This is a genomic window from Streptomyces sp. 17_S59, assembly GCF_056930295.1.
Window position 1 is genome coordinate 4,603,844 of record NZ_JBXOWD010000001.1, and the last position, 20,052, is coordinate 4,623,895.

The following is a 20,052-nucleotide window of genomic DNA, read 5'->3' on the forward strand; positions in this document are numbered from 1 at the left end:
TCACGGCAGTCAATCCGTCAAGCCTCTCTACACGATACGCCACCGTTTGAAGTAAAGCCTCTTCAACGCCTTCTCAACGTCCTGCCTGGCTTTATCCTCCTCCCGACCTTCAGCGCGAGCTTTAAACATCTCTGGGATCAATTGCCAGGCTGCAGCATAACGTTCACATAGAGCACTAATCTTTACCCACTGCATCCAGCGTGACGGGTGTCGCCGCATCGGGCCTCGCCTGAATGCGTCGATACGCCGCGCTACGGCAAGCCTGTCGCGACTGTTCGTAATGGGTGACTGCCGCCTTACCCGGCTCGACTTTATCGAATCAGCCAGCCATTTAAAATTCGAATTTATGTCATTGTCAAGTTCTCTGGCATAGTTGGGGTTGGCCTCCTTGTGCAGGGATTCATCGTTGAACTTCGGTACAGGCGGGGGAATTCCAGCCCCGGCCAGCTGCGCGGGATCCGCGACTTCCTGAACCTTTTGTAGAAGCTTCTCCCGATCGCGCCAGTCACGCGGCTGATTGGAAACGAAACGATGGACGGCCTCCCATAGTTCGACTTCCTCCTGGAACCACTTGATGAGGGTGTGAACATCGACCTGTTCCTGTTTACCTCTGGAGTGCCAAGTGCGTTCCATGACCTTGGCGCTATTCTCCACCAACCGTTGATCGTAAACTGTCAACTCAATCTGCAGGGTACCCATCCCCTTTGGGCGAGAGCGGTCTGGCGTAGAGTGAGGGTATACCTGGCGAACAAAATGCGAGAAACGACCGGTTGTTCGCAGCGACTCTAGATCCGGGTCATCATTGAGGAGCCATGTCCTCTGGAGCTGAACAAATCCGCTCTCAGAAGAACGTACCGCTTTTTCCAGCTCATCGATCGCCTGATCAGCGAGCCGATCTTTATTGAGGTTCTGGATATTTATAGCGACGGCGTAGGCGCAGGCGGCATTGTAGTGGTCTTGCCAGTCATGGCGCCCGCTACACCTCTGACAGCGATTTACACGCCACTCCAAAATGCCCAAATTTATCTCTTGATCCTCCGGACGCGGCCGCCACCATGAAGGATACCTACTGCAGAGGGGGCGAGTGATTTTTCTTACGCGCACAGTGAATGGATCTGGCAAATCGCGAACACGGAGCCTTCCCTTCTTTCTTTCCTCCTCCCATCTCTCATAAGCCCAGGCGAGGCGCAACGGCACACACGCGTGACGATTGACCCGCAATGCAGCCCATGTCAGGCCTTGCCGTGCTCTTCCGCCGAGCCCTAGACGACTCAGGATCTCGCCAGGCAAGAACCATAGCAATGGATAATCTTGAGCAAGGCGCACCATCTCCTGCGTGCAGGCGAGTTGGAATATCAGCTGAACCTCCTTCGGATTTTTACTCCTGAGCGCCTCCCTAAGCCGCTCACTCCCCTCACTGCGCAGGCGATCAAGGTTGACTGCTGTACGCCAGTACCGATCGGCACCGTACTCGACATCCATCGGCCAGTATCGATCCACAAATGCGTTCGTCAGAGACTCACGGGCCGTGTCACCTATATTTTTCCTGCACCAGTCGGCGGCAACCTTCTCCGAAGTACCGAGAACGACAGCGTAGCGATAGCGAGCCAAGAGTTTTTCACGTGGGCTCCACAAGCGTCGCAGGTTGATGAACCGTCGTGGATTCCAGGGGAGAACCCAGAGTAGGTCGTTATCCTTGCCGGGATCCGGTGTAAGAAGAGTGAGAGCCCCCCGATAACTTTCCAGCGCGTCGAGATGCAACCCGAGTTCTTCCTGCGTAGCCGCGATCTGAGTACGTATCTGTACATTGGACGGGTCGCGATGCACTGCTTTGTAGTAGTGGTCGAGTGCGTCGTCGAACTTGCGCTCACGGCTTAGCTCGGTTGCCTGCTGGTAATGAGTGAACAGTTTGCGGGGAAGGTTTCGCCCTTTCCAGTCCTGCCAAGGCGGATACCGGCAAGCGCGAGTGACCGGCAGCAGCGCGGCGACCACCCAGTATCCGGACATTCGCACGACGTGATCCCAGCTTGGTTCCCATAGTGTCTCGGAGCGGAAGCCATGCATTGTGTAGGAAGTGACGGTCATCGTCGCTCCGTATTTTGGCTCTTCTTCCCTGACATGTAGGATGCCTCGCACACCGTAGGCTATGCGTGGCCGCAATTTACTGAACATCCGGACCAGACTGTTACCAAGGTTTCTCGGCTCGACGTCAATGTCACCCAAGAGGTCGAGAAAGTTTTCAGCTGGCGCTTCGGCCGGCAACGTAATCGGCGGGTACAAGTTTGTTTCGGATAGGTGTTTTCGGAATTGAGCGGTGAGATCTTCCAATTCCGGTTTTGGCTGGCATCCTTCTGGCGTACCGTCAATGAACGGTTCTACATTTACCGGACCGGGCTTATAGGCGTAGTAATTCAGCATTGCCCGCCGCAGGGCCCAGAAAGCGGCAATCAGGAGTACAAGGCAGGCCGACCGGGCTCCTGCGGACGGGCTGCCCTCGGCGACGTGCAGTACTTGGCCTACGCCACCAAAGAATTGGGCCACCCAGCCGGAGACCTTTCTGACCCAGAACCATCCCCATGTCGCCTCCCAGGCTCGGTGCCTGCTGCCGATACACCACAACATCACCATCAAGGACCCGGCGATAAGTGCGGTTACAGCGCACCAACGCGGCACCCGCGGTACGGGCAATGGGCACTGGTCGGCTCTGGAGTACCTTCCATAGCGGGAGCGCATATCAGCCTCCTGCAGCGTCGAGCCTCTCCCACCCAGTCTTCTACGCTTCGGAGGATGAGCAACTCATCGGACCTGCAGTCAGCCAACTCCGAAACACAATGAGCGCCGGTTGGGGGTACTCGGCCGATCGAATCGGAACCATCGGCGCAACCGGCACCCGTATGCGCGAGTGCCGGGCTACCCTCCCGCCGCCTGGACACAGCCCTCCGCCGTCGCTGCCGACCGCTACCCTGGCTGCGGCCGCCAGCGATTCCGCGATCGAGAGGGATGGCGCATGACCGCACAGCACGCCGAGCACGACGGCCCCCTCATCCCCAAACCCGCCTTGACGCTGCCCGCTCTGCGCCAGGCCGTCGCTGCGGTGGCCCCGTCCCGCCTGCCCGAGTTCTTCGAGGACATGCAGAACGCGTTCGTGCAGGCCGGTGACGAGGGCAGCGTCGTCCCGATCCGGATGTTCTACCGGCGCTGGGGTGTGGTGGTCGAGATCGAACGCCACCCGGCGACGGCTCGACGGCTGCACGATGCGGAACGGGCGATGGACAGCGAGCATGCGACCGTGCGAGAACAGGCGATCCGCGAGGCCGGCGAGATCGTCCGTGCCGCGCACCGCGAGGTCGAGGGTGGCTGACTGGCACTGGGAGCACGATCCCGACAACCTTCTCGACGGCCTGCCCGCCGAAGCGATCGCCGAGGTCGAACGTCTGGCCCAGGAGATCGCCATGCGTGATTCCATGGTCTTCCTTGACGGTGCGTCCTATGCCGGCCCGGGGCCGGGGCTCCGCACTGCGAGCCGAGGCCAGGCCATGATCACTTATCTGACCGACGTCCGTGGCGAACGCATCGTGGTCGTACAGGTCTCCTGGTTCGGTTGAGCGAACTGGCGGCCCCCTCCGCAAGGGCTGACGGTCACTGCAAGGCCGGGTCCAGCACCACCCGCGCATCCCGCTCCACCGTCGGCGGCTCCGGGAAATGGCACGCCGACAAATGCCCCTCCCCGCTCCCGTCCGCCCGTGCCAGCGGCGGTACCTCCGTCGCGCACAGGTCCCGCGCCTTCCAGCAGCGCGTGCGGAAGCGGCAGCCCGAGGGCGGGAGGATCGGTGACGGGACGTCGCCCGCCAGACGGATGCGCTCCCTGGCAACAGTGTCAGCGTCCGCCGCCTCCGGTACCGCCGACAGCAGTGCGTGCGTATACGGGTGGCGGGGGCGGCGGTAGATGTCGTCGCGGGCGCCCACCTCCACGATCCTGCCCAGGTACATCACCGCCACGCGCTGCGAGAAGTGCCGCACCACGGCCAGGTCGTGGGCGATGAACAGGAAGGCGATGCCCAGCTCCCGCTGCACCTGCCGCAGCAGGTTCACCACCTGCGCCTGGATGGAGACGTCCAGCGCCGACACCGGCTCGTCCGCGACGATGACCTTCGGTTCGAGGGCCAGTGCCCGGGCCACCCCGATGCGCTGCCGCTGGCCGCCGGAGAACTCGTGCGGGAAGCGGTTGTAGTGCTCGGGGTTGAGGCCCACCGTCTCCAGCAGCTCGCGCACCCGGGCCTCGCGGCCGCCCGCCGGAGCGATGCCGTTGATCTCCATCGGGCCGGAGATGATCTTTCCGACCGTCTGCCGGGGATTCAGCGAGGCGTACGGATCCTGGAAGATCATCTGGATCTCGGAGCGGATCGGGGCCAGCTGCTTGCGTCCGGCGTGGGTGATGTCCGTGCCCCGGTAGCGGATCCGCCCGGCGGTCGGCTCCAGGAGCCGGGTCAGCAGCCGGCCCGTCGTGGACTTGCCGCAGCCCGACTCGCCGACCAGGCCGAAGCTCTCGCCCGCCCGCACCGTCAGGTCGATGCCGTCGACGGCCTGCACCGCCCCGACCGTCCGCCGGACCGGGAAGCCGCCCTTGATCGGGAAGTGTTTGGTCAGGCCCTCGGCGACGAGCAGCGGCTCGTCCTCCCCGCCGGCCCTGGGCGGCGGCACCTTGTCGGTGTCGGTCATGGCGTACGCTCCTCAGCCCAGCCGGGGCTTGATCTGTTCGGCGAAGGTCGTCTGCTGCTGCGACGCAGTGAGGTGGCAGGCCGCCCCGCGGCCCGCGGGCAGCTCCGGGCGCTCCGTGCGGCAGCGGTCGTCCGGCACCGCGGCCGTGTGGGCGCAGCGCGGGTGGAAGGGGCACCCCGGCGGCGGGTCCAGCAGGCTCGGCGGGGAGCCGGGGATCGGGGTCAGCGGCGCCTCGACGTCCGAGGCCAGGCGGGGCATCGAGCCCAGCAGCCCCCAGGTGTAGGGGTGGCGCGGTGCGCGCAGCACCTCGCGGACCGTGCCGTGCTCGACGGCCCGGCCCGCGTACATCACCAGCAGCTCGTCCACGGTGTTGGCGACCACGCCCAGGTCGTGGGTGATGAGGACGATGGCCGAACCGGTCTGCTGCTGGAGGTCCTTGAGCAGGTCGAGGATCTGGGCCTGGACGGTGACGTCCAGCGCGGTCGTCGGCTCGTCGGCGATGAGCAGCTCGGGGTCGCAGACCAGCGCCATCGCGATCATCGCGCGCTGGCGCATCCCGCCGGAGAACTGGTGCGGGTAGTCGTCCACCCGCAGCGACGCCTGGGGGATGCCCACCTTGTCCAGCATCTCGACGGCCCGCTGCCGGGCCTCGCGCCGGGAGGCCCCGGTGTGCTTGCGGAAGGGCTCGGCGATCTGGCGGCCCACCGTGTAGTAGGGGGAGAGCGCGGTGAGCGAGTCCTGGAAGATCATCGCCATCTTGTTGCCGCGCAGCTTCTCCAGCGTGGATTCCGGTGCGCCGGTCAGCTCCCGGCCGTCCAGGACGATCTCCCCGCGGATCTCCGTGGTGCGCGGCTCGTGCAGCCCGAGCACGGCCAGGCTCGTCACGGACTTGCCGGAGCCGGACTCGCCGACGATGCCCAGCGTGCGGCCGCGCTCCAGGTCGAAGGAGAGCCCGTCGACGGCCTTCACGGTGCCGTCCTCGGTGGCGAACCGCACGTACAGATCGCGTACGGAGAGGAATGCGTCAGTGGTCACGGTCCGGGGTCCCCCTAGGCGAGCCGCACGCGCGGGTCGATGAAGGCGTACGCGGCGTCGACGACGATGTTGGCGACGACGATCGCCGTGCAGCCGATGAGCATCACGGCCATCAGCGTCGGCAGGTCGGTCTCGCTCACCGAGGACACGGCCAGCCGGCCGAGCCCGTGCAGGCTGAAGGTGAACTCGGTGATGATGGCCCCGCCGAACAGCGAGCCGAGGTCGATGCCGAAGATCGTGACGATGGGGGCCAGCGCGCCGCGCCAGGCATAGCGGAAGAAGACCGTGCGGCGGCTCAGGCCCTTGGCGCGGGCCGTGCGCACATGGTCCTCGGAGAGCTGCTCGATCATCTGGGAGCGCGTCATCCGGCTGTAGTTGGCGATGAAGATGATGGAGAGCACCAGCCAGGGGATCAGCATCCCGGCGAACCACTTCGCCGGGTTCTCGGTGACCGGGTAGTAGGCGGGGTTGTCCAGCCAGTGCAGTCCGGTGACGAAGACGGCGAGGGCGATGACGCCGACGAAGTAGATCTGGAGCGAGTTGCCGATCAGCGACAGGGAGCTGAAGAACTTGTCGATCCAGGTGCCCCGGAAGGCCGCGGCGATCATGCCGATGCCGATGCCGACGGTCAGGAAGACCACGGCGCCGCCGAGGGTGAGCGACAGGGTGACCGGGAAGCGGTCCACGATGGTGCCCCAGACCGGCTGCTGGTTGGAGAAGGAGTAGCCGAAGCAGGGGGCCGGGCAGTGGCCGACCGAGTAGTCGCGGCCAGCGAAGATGCCCGCCATGTAGTGCCAGTACTGGACCGGCACCGGCTTGTCGAGGCCCAGGTTGTGGTGGATGACCGCGAGGGCGTCGGCGGTGCAGTTCTTGCCGCAGGACATGCGGGCCGGGTCGGAGGGCAGCGCGAAGAACAGGAAGAACGTGATCGCGCTGATCAGCAGGATGATGACGAGCGCGCCGGCGGTGCGGCGGGCGAGGAATCTCAGCATGGCTGCGCGTGCCTCCGGTCGGCGGTGCGGGGCGGCGGCCGGGACCCGGGGAGGGGCCCCGGCCGGGCGGGTGGTGCCAGGGGGTGTCCCCCCTGCTTCACGAAGACGCCGCTACTTCACGAAGACGCTGCTCGGGTCGGGGTATCCGTACACCGGGTGGTACTTCACGCCGCCCAGGCCCGAACCCCACAGGGTGAACTGGAGGTTGGCGTAGGTGGGCACGGCCGGCACGTCATCGGTGAGGATCTTGTCGGCGAGCTTCTGCCACTCGGGCGCCGCCTTCTTCACATCGGGAACGGCGTTGATCCGGTCGATCTCCTTGATGACCGCAGGGTCGTTGAGGTGCGAGTAGTTCTGGGCGCCGTCGGCGATCACCCGGCCGTCGTAGAGCGGGGGGACGACGGTCGAGGCGACCGGCCAGTCCGCGCCCCAGCCGGTGCGGAAGATGTCGAAGCCGTTCTTCACCTCGGCGATCGAGTTCTCCCAGACGTTGGCGTCGATCTCCTTCTTCTGCACCTTGAAGCCGGCCCGCTCCAGGCCCTGCGCGACGACCACCGAGACCTTCTGCTGGACGTCGGTGTTGGCGTAGGCGTAGACGATCTCCTGGCCCTCCTTGCCGGCCTCCTTCAGCAGCGCCCTGGCCTTGTCCGGGTCGCCGGCCGGCTTGTCCTTCTTCCCGAACGGGTCGGAGGGCTGGTAGCCGTCGATGGAGGGAGAGAGCAGGTTGGTGGCCAGCTTGCCGGCCGTCGCTCCGCCGATCTGCTGGATGATCTGGCTGCTGGGCATGGCGTAGGCGAGCGCCTTGCGGACCTTGATGTCCTTGACGCGGTCCATGTTGATGTTGATGACGTCCAGGTAGGGCTGGATCTCGATGAAGCGGCGGGACTTGGTGCCGGGGTCGTTCAGCACCTTCTCGACCATCTCCGGGGCGACGGCGTTGGTGTACGACATGCCGTTCTTGTCGGCGCCCTGGTCGGCCAGCAGGCGCCGGGTGGAGTCCGTGGCCTGGTGGCCGAAGCTGATCTCGAACTTGTCGGGGTACTGGGTCCGGATGGGGTCCGTCTTCGGGTCCCAGTGCTGGTTGCGCTCCAGGGTGAGCGACTTGCCGACCTTGTAGTCGGCGACCTGGTAGGGGCCGGAGGAGAAGGGCGCGTTGTCGTACTTCTGCTTGCCGTCCTTGTCGGCCTTGACCGGGGCGATGTTGGGCATCGCGGTGGCGAAGGGCGCGTCGGCGTGCGGCGACCGGAAGTGGAAGACGACGGTCTTGTCGTCGGGGGTGTCCAGCACAGAGGACGGCAGGTGCTGCCCGTTGTACGGGCCGTCCGGCAGCGCCTTGCGGTAGGTGGTGCCGTCACCGGAGAGCCACTGCTGGATGTACTGCGGGCCGTCCGTCTCGAACGAGGCGTAGAGCCGCTCGATGCCCCAGCGCACGTCCTGGGAGGTGATCGGCGAGCCGTCCTGCCACTTCAGCCCGTCCTTGAGCGTGAACTTCCAGGTCTTGCCGCCGTCGGAGGGGGTGCCGGTGTCGGTGGCGAGGTCGCCGACGACCTTGACCTTGCCCTTCTCATCGATCTTGTAGCCGGTCAGCGCGCGGTTGTAGAGCAGCTGGCTGATCAGCATGTCGCCGTAGTAGATCTGCCCCGGATCGAGGTGGTGGAAGGCATCGCGCTGGAGGACCTCGACCGTGCCGCCCTTCTTGGCCCCCGAGGGCTCGGGGGCGGGCCCGGCGGAGTCGGAGGACGTGCCCAGGGAGTAGTTGGCGGAGACGTTCTTGTCCTCGCCGGGCCCGGCGCTCTTGTCACCGCTGCCGCCGCCCCCGCCGCCGCTGCTGCAAGCGGAGAGCACCAGGGCCCCGGCGGCCAGGGCCGCGGCCGTGTAGCGGGCCCTGCGGTCGACTGTCGTCCTCATGAGCTGCACCTGCCTGTCGGTAGACGGTGGAGTGCGGTTCGGGCCCGCCGGGCGGGTCGGTGTCGGGCTTGCCGGGCGGGTCAGTGCCGGGCCCGGGGATCGAAGGCGTCCCGGACGGAGTCCCCGAGCAGGTTGAAGGCGACCACGAAGACGATCATCGCGAGCCCGGGAAAGACGATGTAGGTGACGTCGCTCTCGTAGTACTTGGCGCCGTTGCTGAACATCCGCCCCCAGTCCGGGGTGGGCTCGACGACGCCGACGCCGATGAAGGAGAGGCCGGCCTCGGCGGTCACCAGGGCGGGCAGCATCAGGGTCGACTGGACCAGGATCGGCGTCCACAGGTTGGGCAGCAGCTCCTTGGTGATGATCCGCCAGGGGGAGGCCCCCGTGACCTTCGCCGCCTCGACGAACTCCCGCTCCCGCAGGCTGAGCACCTGGCCGCGCAGCAGCCGCGCGAGCCCCATCCAGCCCAGCACCCACAGGACCAGGATCAGCGTGATCACCCGGAGGTAGGTCGGGGTCTCCTTCCCGGGGCTGACGAAGAGGGAGTAGACGACGGGCGTGAAGGCGACGAAGGACAGCTGCTGCGGGAAGGCGAGCAGCAGGTCGATGAACCGGCCCAGGAAGTAGTCGGTCCGGCCGCCGAGGTACCCGGCCGTCACCCCGATGAGCACGCCCGTCACCACGCACAGGACCGTGGCCGCCGTGGCGATCAGGAGCGAGGTGCGGATCCCGTAGACGAGCTGGGTCAGCACGTCCCGGCCCAGCGTGGGCTCGAGGCCGAACCAGAACCGGCCGGAGATACCGCCGTTGGGGGCGATCGGATAGCCGAACTGGTTCAGCAGCCCGGTCTCGTCGAGCCCGTAGGTGGTCGTCGGGTCCTTGCCGTAGAGCATGGAGATCAGCGGGGCGCCCAGGGCGACCAGGAAGAAGAAGACCACGACCCAGGCGGCGACGACTCCGGAACGGTCGCGCTTGAAGCGCCGCCACATCAGCTGCCCGGGCGATCTGCCCACCAGCTCGCCGCGGGCCACCTCGGTTCGGGCCACCTCGGTACGGGAAGGACTCGTCATCGCGCAATCCCCAGCCCTGTCGACAACGTCGGCCCCTCGCCTGCCACTGCATGCGCTGGGTTGAGCGGACTTTCGCAATGGATTAACTGCGCAGTCAAGGGGGCTGCGGTGGACTGTGGGGCGTTGTTCCGCATCTTGAACGAAGGTTGTGCAGATCGAGGTGACGGCGTGCTTGACACTCCGTCAAGCACGCCGTCGCAAGCGCCACTCGTAAGAGATCCGCGCGGATCCCGCTTCGCCCGGTCAGTCTCGTTCCATGCCCAAGGACCGCTTCAGGAAGTCGACTTGAAGCAGCAGCAGATTCTCGGCGACCTGCTCCTGCGGGGTCATGTGCGTCACCCCGGACAGCGGCAGCACCTCGTGCGGGCGGCCCGCCGCGAGCAGGGCCGAGGAGAGCCGCAGGGTGTGCGCGGCCACCACGTTGTCGTCCGCCAGACCGTGCACGACCATCAGCGGACGGGCCTCCTCCGCAGGCGCCGAGAGCCCCTCGTCGGTGACGAGCGAATTGCGGGCGTACACCTCCGGGCGGTCCTGGGGCAGGCCCAGGTAGCGCTCGGTGTAGTGGGTGTCGTACAGCCGCCAGTCGGTGACCGGGGCGCCCGCGACGGCCGCGTGGAAGACGTCGGGACGGCGCAGCACGGCCAGCGCCGCGAGGTAGCCGCCGTACGACCAGCCGCGGATGCCCACCCGGCCCAGGTCCAGCGGGTACTCGCCGGCCAGCGCGTGGAGCGCCTCGACCTGGTCGTCCAGGGTGGCGCCCGCGAAGTCCTCGTGGATCGCCTTCTCCCACTCCGGGGAGGTGTGCGGCGTGCCCCGGCCGTCGGCCACGATCACGGCGAAGCCCTGGTCGGCGAACCACTGCGAGGTCAGGTGGGCGTTGTGCGAGGCGGCCACGCGCAGCCCGTGCGGGCCGCCGTACGGGTCCATGAGCACCGGCAGCGGACCGTCCTCCGCTTGGTGCCCGCTCGGCAGCAGCACCGCGCACGGGACGGCGCGCGCGCCCGCCCGGGTGAGCCGCGGCCGCGCGGTGAGCACGGGCCGCTCGGCGTACGAGGCCACCGTGGCGGCCCGCTTGCCGTCGCGCAGCACCGTCACCTCGGCGCCGGGCCGGTCGACGGTCGCCGAGGACAGCACCGTGACCGCGCCCGAGCGCACCGCCGAGTGCCGCCCCGGCTCCTCCGAAAGGCGCTCCAAGCCCAGCTCGTTGACGCGGTAGACGTGTGCCTGGCCGGTTTCCGGGTCTGCCGCCTCCGGTCCGGCGGAGGCGGCGATCAGCACCTCGTCCTCACTGATGTCCAGCACGGCCAGCACATGCAGCTGAGGCCCGGTCAGCGCCCGGTCGCCCACCATCAGGACCCGGGCCCCGGCCTCGTCCGCGATCCGCACCAGCCTGCCGCCGGGCGCCCATGCGGGCACACCGGCGAACAGTTCAAGCCACTTCGGGTCCTCTTCCAGGTGCAGCACGCGGGTGGCGCCCGTGGCGGTGTCCACCGTCAGATATGCCTGGGTCCGCTGGTCGCGGGCCTGGACGAGCAGCAGCGGCGGCCCGTCGGCCGACCAGTGCGCCTGCGCGAGATAGGGGAAGCGCTCGCGGTCCCACTCGACGTCCGTCCGCGAGCCGTCCAGGCCCAGCAGGGCGAGCGACACCTCCGCGTTGGGGGTGCCGGCCGCCGGGTAGGCGACCTCGGCGGGCGCGCTGCCGGGGTTGGCCGGGTCGGCGATCCACCAGCGGCGCACGGGCGCGTCGTCCACGCGGGCGACCAGCAGGGCGTCGCTCTCCGGCGACCACCAGAAGCCGCGCGAACGGTGCATCTCCTCGGCCGCGATGAAATCCGCCAGCCCCCAGACGACGGTCCCGCTCTCCGGCTCGGCCAGCGCCATGTCGTGGCCGTCGCCTTCGGTCTCCACCACCCGCAAGGCGCCCTCCGCGACATACGCCACGTGGCGGCCGTCGGGGGACGGCCGGGGGTCGGCCACCGGGCCCGGAACGTGCAGTTCACGGGTCGTGCCGCTGCGCAGCTCGGCCACGAACAGCCGCCCCGACAGGGCGAACGCCGCCAACTCCACGGCGGCGTCCACCGCATAGCCGACCACGCCCGCCGCCCCCTCGCGGCTGCGCTCGCGGCGCGCCCGCTCCTCGGCGGACAGTTCCTCACCGGCGCCGCCGAGCAGGGCCGCCGGGTCCGCCGCCGGGTACTCGCGCCCCGAGCCGGGATCCAGCACCCAGAGCACATTGGCCCGGTCGGTGCCGCTGCGGGAGCGGAGGAAGACGACGCGTGAGCCGTCCGGCGACACGCTGAACGAGCGCGGCGCGCCGAGCGAGAAACGCTGTGTACGGGCGTGCTGCCGAGGGAACGAGAGCTGTCCGGTCATGCGGCGGAGCCTAGGGGGTGTTTGGCGGGTGGGCACAGGTCCTGCCCGTCGAACACCCCCTGGGGCCCTTACCACCGGGTTCACCCAGTGCGGCGAGAACTCGCCGTGCGCCCCGTGTTTGCTCCTGTGCACCGAGTCATGCGCACGCACGGAAAGTTATGATCGCTCGCGCATAGTGGGTGTGACGCCCCGGTGGTTCATGCCCTCGGGCATACGTATGCCGTCCGACCGACCGCGCGTTTCCCTGGAGGTGAGCCGCTGTGGCACTCTCGATTTCGGCGGTGGTGCTGCTGGCGATCATCGTCTTCCTACTGGTCCGGAAGTCCGGGCTGAAGGCGGGCCACGCCGCGATCTGCGTGCTGCTGGGCTTCTACCTCGCCAGCTCGTCCATCGCCCCGACGCTCAACCAGCTGACGACGAGCGTGCAGAACATGATCAGCGGCATCAAGTTCTGACGGGCCCCCACGGCGGGTCCGCTGCCCGCGTGGGCGGCGGCCCCGCCCGGTCCGTCCGGCTCGTAGGCTGTTCCCATGACCGACCTTCCCGGCCGCCGGATCCTCCTGGTGCATGCGCACCCGGACGACGAATCGATCAACAACGGCGCGACCATGGCCAAATACGCCGCCGAGGGCGCCCATGTCACGCTCGTGACCTGCACGCTCGGCGAGGAGGGCGAGGTGATCCCGCCCGGACTGGAGCATCTCGCCGCGGACCGGGAGGACGCGCTCGGCGCCCACCGCCGCGGTGAACTCGCCGCCGCGATGAAGGAGCTGGGCGTCACCGACCACCGCCTGCTGGGCGGCCCCGGGTGCTACCGCGACTCCGGGATGACGGGTTCGCCGCAGAACGACCGCCCCGGCTGCTTCTGGCGGGCGGACGTCGACGAGGCCGCTGCTTACCTCGTTGAGGTGATTCGCGAGGTGCGGCCGCAGGTGCTCGTCACCTACGACCCCGACGGCGGCTACGGCCACCCCGACCACATCCAGGCGCACCGCGTCGCCATGCGGGCGGCCGACCTCGCCGCCGAGCCGGCGTTCCGCCGGGATCTGGGCGATCCGCACGGCATCGCGAAGATTTACTGGAACTGTGTGCCGATGTCCGTTGTGGAGGACGGCTTTGCGCGGCTGCGCGAGGCGGGCCGGGAGAAGGATCTCTTCCCCGGGATCGCCTCGCCCTCCGACGTCCCGGGCGTGGTGCCCGACGCCGAGGTGACGGCCGCGGTCGACACGACCGCCTACGCCGGGCGGAAGGCCGCCGCGATGCGCGCCCATGCCACGCAGATCGCCGTGGACGGCCCATTCTTCGCACTCTCCAACGATCTGGGGCAACCTCTCTTCCCCACCGAGTACTACAAGCTGGTCCGCGGCCGGGCCGCCGTGGGCGAATCGGGGCGCGAGGACGACCTCTTCGCGGGGGTCGGCGCATGACCGGCGACCTCTTCACCGTCCCCGGCCCGCGGCGACTTGCGGCTTATGCCGGACTGCTGCTGCTCGGGCTGCTCGTGGGCACCGCCGGATCGCTGGTTCAAGGCGGCTGGTTCCCGGGCGGATTGCTGCTCGCGCTGCTCGCCGTCGGCGGGCTCTGCTACGGCGGGCTGAAGGCCATGGGCAGCAGGGCGGGCGGCGCGGTGCCCGCGGGCGGATGGCTCGTCTCGGTGCTGTTCCTCAGTGCCAGCCGGCCCGAGGGCGACTTCCTCTTCGAGGCCGGAATCGGTTCATATGCTTTTCTGCTGGGTGGGATGGTCGTGGCTGTGATCTGTGCCACGGTCCCGAAGGTGTCGCAACCGGACGGGCCTGCGGCCCGACTTGGCAAGTGACGTGTTGATTTCAGCCTGACCTCCCGGCCGGCCGGTACTCGGCCGGGCGTGGGGTCGTGCAGCCGTCGTCAAGTCTGTGCCCGTGGTGCCCAGTATGGTGGTGCGCGCCGCCGAGCCTCCCCTGGCCTCCGGCGATGGGCGACCCAAAGCGAGGTCAACGAGGGCGGCACAGAGTAACCGGGAGATCCTGCTTTGAGCCGTGCATCTGACAGTTCGTCCTCCGGGCCCAAGGGGCGCGGCGGTGCCGCCTACCCTTCGGGCACCCCGCCCTACGGGACCGCCCCCGGCGGGGAACCGGACCCGGGGGCCGCGGCCCCCGGCACCCCGGCCGCCGCGGCCGGCGGCCGGCCGGATGAGCCGAAGACCGAGACCACGATGACGACGCGGATCCGCATCAACATCCCGGGCTCGCGGCCCATCCCGCCCGTGGTCATGCGGACGCCCGTCGGCAAGGACGGCAAGGACGCGCCCGAGGGCAGGGACGCAGCCGCGGCCCCGCCCGCCGCGCCCGCCCCGGCGGCACCGAGTGCGCCGAGTGCGCCGGGTGCCGCAAGCGCCGCCGCGGCGCCGGGCGGTGGCGCGGGCGAGCGCAAGCAGAGCCTGCCCACCCGCCCCAAGCCCGCGCCCAGGGCGCCGGGTGCGGCACCGGCCGCGCCCGCCGCGGACTCGGGCGAGAAGACCAGCGACTGGTTCGCCCCGCGCAAGTCCACCCCCGCGTCGGGAGCGGGCAAGCAGCCGCCGCTGCCGCGCCGCGGTGGCGTGGGCCGGGGTGCGGGTGCGGGTGCGGGTGCGGGCGCGCGCGCCGGACGCCCTGCCCCGATGCAGGGCGGTACGCCCGGAATGGGCTCCTCGTCCGACCCCTGGCAGAACGGCCGTTCCGCCGACACGCCGCCGCCTGCCGCCCCTTGGCAGGGCGACCCCGCCACGACCGGCTCGATGCCGCAGGCTCCGGTGCCGGGCGGCCCCGCGCAGGGCGGTGCTGCTGCTCCGTGGCAGGGCGACCCGTCCACCACGGCAGCGATGCCGCAGGTTCCGGCGCCGGGTGACCCGTCGACGACGGGGGCCACGCCGTGGCCGGGTGACGCTGTGCCGGGTGCTGCGAATGCGCAGGGTGGCGTGCCGGGTGGCAACGCCTCGGCGCCGGGTGCCCCCCGGTGGGAGCGCGACACCTCCACGACCGGCCGGATGCCGCAGCCCCCGCTGCCGGGCGACCCGTCGACGACGGGGGCCACGCCGTGGCCGGGCGACTCCTCCACCACGGGTGCCATGCCGCACCCGCCCGTACCCGGCGACCCGTCGACGACGGGGGCCACGCCGTGGCCGGGTGACGCTGTGCCGGGTGCTGTGAACGCGCAGGGTGGCGTGCCGGGTGGCAACGCCTTGGCATCGGGTGCCGCTCCGTGGCCGGGCGACCCGTCCACCACGGCCTCCATGCCCCAGCCCCCCGTGCCGGGCGACCCGTCGACGACGGGCGCCACGCCGTGGCCGGGTGACCCCTCGACAACCGGCGCCACCCCGTGGCCGGGTGAGCCCGCCGGGAACGGCGGCGTGCCGAAGGCGCCCGGCGCCGCGGGCCGGACGTCCGGCCCGCAGGCCGGTGCACCCGCGCCGGGCGCTGCCGCCCCGTGGCCGGGCGGCCCCGCCGCCGGAAACGGCAAGCAGGCCCCCGGCGGCGCCGCGTTCGCCCCCGGACGCACCGACACCCCCCGTGCCGGCACCCCCGCGGTGCAGGCGGCGGGCCGGCCCGGCCAGCCCGGCAACGGCCCCGCCAAGGGCAAGAACAAGAAGAAGGGCGCCCCCAGGCAGCCCGTGCCCGCGCCCGTGCCCGCGTCCGGCGAGACGCTGGTCAGCGGCGTGCCGCCGGTGCCCCCGGCGGGCGGCCAGGGCGGCCGGGTGCCCAAGCCGCCGGTGGACGGCGGCGCGCCCCGCGTGCCCGTGCCCAAGCCCAAGCCGGTTCCGCCCCCGCCCGGCGCTGCCAAGCCCGCCGCAGCCAAGCCCGCGGCCAAGGGCGCGGCGGCCAAGAGCGCGCCCAAGAAGAAGGGCCGCAACAAGCTCGTGCTCCTGGGCGGCGGTCTCGTCGGCCTGGTCGGTCTCGCGTACGGCGCGGGGCTGCTGCTCAACCACGAGGACGTGCCCAACGGCACCACCGTGCTCGGCGTCGACATCGGCGGCAAGTCCAAGGAGCAGGCGGTGCAGAAGCTCGACGCCGCCCTCGGCGACCGCGCCACCGCGCCCCTGAAGGTCTCCGTCGGCGGCAGGACGGCCGAGCTGAAGCCGGACGTCGCGGGCCTGTCCATCGACACCCAGGCCACCGTGCGCACCGCGGCCGTGAAGGACTACAACCCCATAACGGTCCTCGGCTCGCTCGTCGGCGGCACCCACACCGCCGAGCCCACCATCGTCGCGGACGACGAGAAGATCGCCGCCGCGCTGAAGGCGCTCGCCGGGCAGACGGGACAGGTCAAGGACGGCACGATCAAGTTCGAGCCGGGCAAGGCCGTGGCCGTCTACGGGCAGCCGTACCAGGGCATGGACGTGGACGCCTCGGTCAAGACGGTCTCCCAGGCCTACCGCGACCGCGCGGCCACCGGCAAGGACAAGCCCGTCGAGCTGACCAGCTCCGCCCAGCAGCCGAAGGTGGGCAACGCCGAGGTCGACCGGATGATGAAGGAGTTCGCGGAGCCCGCGATGTCCGGCCTCGTCACCGTCCAGACCGACCCGGCGCACAAGATCCAGTTCGGTCCGGACCGCTCGCTGCCGAAGATCCTCTCGGTCCGCGAGGTCAACGGGAAGCTCGTCGAGAACTACGACCTCGACGCGCTCAAGGAGCTGTGCGGCAAGACCTTCGACGGCGTACTCATCCAGCGCGGCAACGGCAGCAAGACGCCCGTCCAGCCGACGGACGTCGCCGGCGCCCTCGGCAAGGCGCTGCGGGGCAAGGGCGCCGAGCGCACCGCCACGATCCCGCTGAGCTGACGCCGGCCGCCGTCCCGCACGGCCCGTACGAGCCCCCGCGCCCCACCCGGGCGCGGGGGCTCGCGCGTTCGTCACCCTCACGACGACTCATGACGACCCATGACATCTGTCATAGCCAGCTCACGACGGCTGACACTGCCGCGGCACCCCCTCCGGCGGCGATCCTTGTGCACATGACCACTACTGCACATGTGTTCACGGGGGATGGGCGCCCGACCGGCGCCCCCGTGGTCAGCTTCCACAACGTCAGCAAGAGTTACGGCACCGTGCGTGCCGTCTCCGATCTCAACCTCGACCTGTACGCGGGCGAGACCGTCGCCCTGCTCGGGCCGAACGGCGCCGGCAAGTCGTCGACGCTCGACCTGCTGCTCGGGCTGCGCAACCCCGACGCCGGCCGCGTCGAGCTGTTCGGCACGTCGCCGCAGGACGCCATCGCGCAGGGCAAGGTGGGCGCGATGCTCCAGTCCGGCGGTCTGATGGAGGAGGTGAAGGTCCGCGAGATCGTGCAGCTCGCGTGCGACCTCCACCCGCGCGCCTACCCCGTCGACCAGGTCATGGAGCTGGCGGGCATCACCGAGATCGCCGACCGGATGGTCAACAAGCTCTCCGGCGGCCAGGAGCAGCGCGTGCGCTTCGCCATGGCCACGGCGGGCGCCAACGAGCTGATCGTCCTGGACGAGCCCACGACGGGCATGGACGTCACCTCGCGCCAGACCTTCTGGAGCACGATGCGCCGCCAGGCGGACGAGGGCCGCGCGATCCTCTTCGCCACCCACTACCTGGAGGAGGCCGACGCGATCGCGGACCGCGTGATCGTGCTCCACAAGGGCCGGGTGCTCACCGACGGCTCCGCCGCAGAGATCAAGGCGAAGGCCGGTGCCCGCCGCATCGTCTTCGACCTGGACGGCCACATCGCCGAGGGCGCGCTGCGCGAGCTGCCGTTCCTCACCTCCCTGGAGATAACGGGCCGTACGGTCCGCATCCAGTCGCGGGACGCCGACGCGACCGTGCACGCCGTGTACGGGCTCGGCTTCTACCCGCGCAACCTCGAGGTCGCGGGCCTCGGCCTGGAACAGGCCTTCATCGCCATCACCGACGCTGCCACCGCCGAGGAGGCGGCCAAGTGAAGACTCTGATCAAGCTCGAGATCACGCGCACCCTGCGCAACAAGAAGTTCATGTTCTTCTCCGTGCTCTACCCGGCGATGCTCTACCTGGTCATCGCCGGCGGTGCGAGCACCAAGGAGATCGTCAAGGGCACCCACCTGACCCTGCCGCTGCTGATGATGGTCTCGATGGCCTCCTTCGGTGCCATCACCGCCGTCCTCATGGGCAACAGCGAGCGCATCGCCAAGGAGCGCGAGAAGGGCTGGGTGCGCCAGCTGCGGCTGACCGCGCTGCCCGGGCGCGGCTATGTGACGGCGAAGGTCGCCTCGGCGTCCGTGGTCTCGCTCCCGTCGATCCTCGTGGTCTTCGCCGTCGCGGCGATCGTGAAGGGCGTGCGCTTCGACGCCGCCTGGCAGTGGTTCGCGCTGACGGGCGTGATCTGGGCGGGCAGCGTCGTCTTCGCCGCGCTGGGCGTGGCCGTCGGCTACCTCGCCACGGGCGACGCCGTCCGGCCGATCACCTTCATCATCTACTTCGCCCTGTCGATCCTGGGCGGCCTGTGGATGCCGACCACGACCTTCCCCGACTGGCTGCAGAAGATCGCCGAGTGGGTGCCCACCCACGCGTACGCCGCGCTCGGCCAGGCGATCGAGACGGGCGACGCGCCGCACGCCAAGGACGTCGCGCTCCTCTTCGTCTACCTTGTGCTCTTCAGCGGTGCCGCCGCGTGGCTGTACCGCAAGGACACGCACAAGGCGTGAGCCGACCGGGGGGACGAAGGCATACGACGCAGAGGACACAGGGAGCAGGAGCGATGACGGGTCGGGAGCGGCGCCGGAACCCATGGCGTGCCGTGCTGGAGATCCAGGACGACCCGTCGTTCGCCAACGGCGTCGGCGCCCGGCCCGAGGACCGCCGCCAGGCGGTGATCAAGCTGATGTGGGTCGCCATCTGGTTCGCCTACCTGGCGGCTCCCGCGGAGGACGTCCTCGGCGACCATCACAGCGCGGTGGGCGACATCCTGGGCGGCGCCGGTCTGGTGGCCTTCGTGGCGGCCTACCTCGCCCTGGTGTTCCGGCACACCTCGCGGGCGCTGGAACGCGTGCAGGTCCTCGCCTCGATCGGCGTGCTGCTGTCGCTGGCCGTCACGCTGTCGCTGACGCTGGGAGCCCCCTGGCTCGTGCTCTTCGTCTTCACGAGCATCGGCTGCGGGGCGGCCCTGCCGGCCAAGCTCTCTCGCATCGCGATTCCACTGGTTACGGGGGTACTGGTGGCCATCGGCGAGACCCAGCCCGGCACGCAGGGCGAGTTCCTGGTGGCGCTCATCATCCCGGCGCTGCTCGGCGGCGCCGCGATGGTGGGGGTGCGGCAGATGGCCCTGACGACCCGTGCGCTGCGTGAGGCGCGGGCGACGGTGGCCCATCTCGCCGCGAACGAGGAAAGGCTGCGGCTCGCCCGCGACCTGCACGATCTGCTCGGCCACTCGCTCTCGCTCATCACGCTCAAGAGCGAGCTGGCCGGGCGGATGCTGCCGGACCGGCCGGAGCAGGCGGCCCAGCAGGTCGCGGACATCGAGCGGGTGAGCCGGCAGGCCCTGGTGGACGTCCGGGAGGCGGTGAGCGGCTTTCGCCGCCCCACCCTCGACGCGGAGCTGGCCGGGGCCCGCACGGCCCTGATGGCCGCCGGGGTCGTGGCCGACCTGGACCGGGCGCAGGAGCGCCACCCCGACCTGCCGCCCGACGAGGAGGGCGCGCTGGCGTGGGCCCTGCGGGAGGCGGTGACCAATGTGGTCCGCCACAGCGGGGCGCGCCGCTGCGAGGTGACGCTCGAGGAGGCGGGGGACGAGCTGTGCCTGACCGTCACCGACGACGGCCACGGCCCCTCGGGCCCGCCCGGCAACGGCCTCACCGGCCTGACCGAGCGACTGGCCCTCGCGGACGGCCGGCTGGAGACCGGCCCCGGGCCGCGCGGCGGCTTCCGGCTGCGGGCGTACGTCCCGCTCTCGCGGTCCGTCGTGGCCGCGGAGGTGTGAACGCCAGGTGTGAACATGTGAT

General features: G+C 69.6%; 15 protein-coding genes and 1 pseudogene. 9 read left to right on the top strand and 7 right to left on the bottom strand.

The features are described from left to right. Positions 1-27 precede the first annotated feature (27 nt). The gene (locus tag AC1Z4A_RS20960; RefSeq protein ID WP_483681014.1) at positions 28-2,631 is read right to left on the bottom strand and encodes a hypothetical protein; all 2,604 of its coding nucleotides are present in this window, start codon (positions 2,629-2,631) and stop codon (positions 28-30) included. Positions 2,632-3,007: 376 nt separating this feature from the next. Between AC1Z4A_RS20960 and AC1Z4A_RS20965 the strand changes: the two genes are divergently transcribed. Both AC1Z4A_RS20965 and AC1Z4A_RS20970 read left to right on the top strand, forming a co-directional pair. Further along, complete coding sequence (locus tag AC1Z4A_RS20965) at positions 3,008-3,361, top strand: hypothetical protein (protein ID WP_483681016.1); 354 nt, start codon at positions 3,008-3,010, stop codon at positions 3,359-3,361. Then, positions 3,354-3,605, top strand: coding sequence for a hypothetical protein (locus AC1Z4A_RS20970; RefSeq protein WP_483681018.1), 252 nt, complete (start codon positions 3,354-3,356; stop codon positions 3,603-3,605). Before AC1Z4A_RS20965 ends, AC1Z4A_RS20970 begins: the two co-directional genes overlap by 8 nt. Positions 3,606-3,639: 34 nt before the next feature. On the opposite strand, the gene AC1Z4A_RS20975 is transcribed toward AC1Z4A_RS20970, so the two are convergent. From AC1Z4A_RS20975 to AC1Z4A_RS21000, 6 genes are all read right to left on the bottom strand, one after another. Then, the gene (locus tag AC1Z4A_RS20975) at positions 3,640-4,719 is read right to left on the bottom strand and encodes an ABC transporter ATP-binding protein (protein ID WP_483681020.1); all 1,080 of its coding nucleotides are present in this window, start codon (positions 4,717-4,719) and stop codon (positions 3,640-3,642) included. Between the two features lie 12 nt (positions 4,720-4,731). After that, positions 4,732-5,754 carry an ABC transporter ATP-binding protein gene (locus AC1Z4A_RS20980; RefSeq protein ID WP_483681021.1) on the bottom strand — a complete coding sequence of 341 codons (1,023 nt, stop codon included), beginning with the start codon at positions 5,752-5,754 and terminating at the stop codon, positions 4,732-4,734. Between the two features lie 14 nt (positions 5,755-5,768). Continuing rightward, entirely contained in the window at positions 5,769-6,746 is a 978-nt protein-coding gene (locus AC1Z4A_RS20985; RefSeq protein ID WP_483681024.1) for an ABC transporter permease, read from the bottom strand. A 111-nt stretch (positions 6,747-6,857) separates the two neighbouring features. Then, positions 6,858-8,654, bottom strand: a complete 1,797-nt coding sequence (locus tag AC1Z4A_RS20990) for an ABC transporter substrate-binding protein (RefSeq protein WP_483681027.1) — start codon at positions 8,652-8,654, stop codon at positions 6,858-6,860. Between the two features lie 80 nt (positions 8,655-8,734). Further along, a complete protein-coding gene (locus AC1Z4A_RS20995; RefSeq protein WP_483681029.1) occupies positions 8,735-9,727 on the bottom strand; it encodes an ABC transporter permease in 993 nt (330 codons plus the stop codon). A gap of 243 nt (positions 9,728-9,970) precedes the next feature. Then, a complete protein-coding gene (locus AC1Z4A_RS21000) occupies positions 9,971-12,100 on the bottom strand; it encodes a S9 family peptidase (protein WP_483681031.1) in 2,130 nt (709 codons plus the stop codon). A 260-nt stretch (positions 12,101-12,360) separates the two neighbouring features. Between AC1Z4A_RS21000 and AC1Z4A_RS21005 the strand changes: the two genes are divergently transcribed. From AC1Z4A_RS21005 to AC1Z4A_RS21035, 7 genes and pseudogenes are all read left to right on the top strand, one after another. Beyond that, the gene (locus tag AC1Z4A_RS21005; RefSeq protein WP_483681034.1) at positions 12,361-12,555 is read left to right on the top strand and encodes a hypothetical protein; all 195 of its coding nucleotides are present in this window, start codon (positions 12,361-12,363) and stop codon (positions 12,553-12,555) included. A gap of 75 nt (positions 12,556-12,630) precedes the next feature. Next, a complete protein-coding gene (gene mshB, locus AC1Z4A_RS21010; protein ID WP_483681036.1) occupies positions 12,631-13,527 on the top strand; it encodes an N-acetyl-1-D-myo-inositol-2-amino-2-deoxy-alpha-D-glucopyranoside deacetylase in 897 nt (298 codons plus the stop codon). Then, complete coding sequence (locus tag AC1Z4A_RS21015) at positions 13,524-13,916, top strand: DUF6113 family protein (RefSeq protein ID WP_483681038.1); 393 nt, start codon at positions 13,524-13,526, stop codon at positions 13,914-13,916. Before mshB ends, AC1Z4A_RS21015 begins: the two co-directional genes overlap by 4 nt. Before the next feature lie 192 nt (positions 13,917-14,108). Next, a pseudogene (locus AC1Z4A_RS21020) lies at positions 14,109-14,612 on the top strand (hypothetical protein); the annotation flags it as partial. 2,453 nt (positions 14,613-17,065) lie between these two features. Further along, entirely contained in the window at positions 17,066-18,019 is a 954-nt protein-coding gene (locus tag AC1Z4A_RS21025) for an ABC transporter ATP-binding protein (RefSeq protein ID WP_483681039.1), read from the top strand. Beyond that, positions 18,016-18,759 carry an ABC transporter permease gene (locus AC1Z4A_RS21030; protein ID WP_483681040.1) on the top strand — a complete coding sequence of 248 codons (744 nt, stop codon included), beginning with the start codon at positions 18,016-18,018 and terminating at the stop codon, positions 18,757-18,759. The genes AC1Z4A_RS21025 and AC1Z4A_RS21030 overlap by 4 nt, the downstream gene beginning before the upstream one ends. A 53-nt stretch (positions 18,760-18,812) precedes the next feature. Then, the gene (locus AC1Z4A_RS21035; RefSeq protein ID WP_483681041.1) at positions 18,813-20,030 is read left to right on the top strand and encodes a histidine kinase; all 1,218 of its coding nucleotides are present in this window, start codon (positions 18,813-18,815) and stop codon (positions 20,028-20,030) included. Positions 20,031-20,052 lie beyond the last annotated feature (22 nt).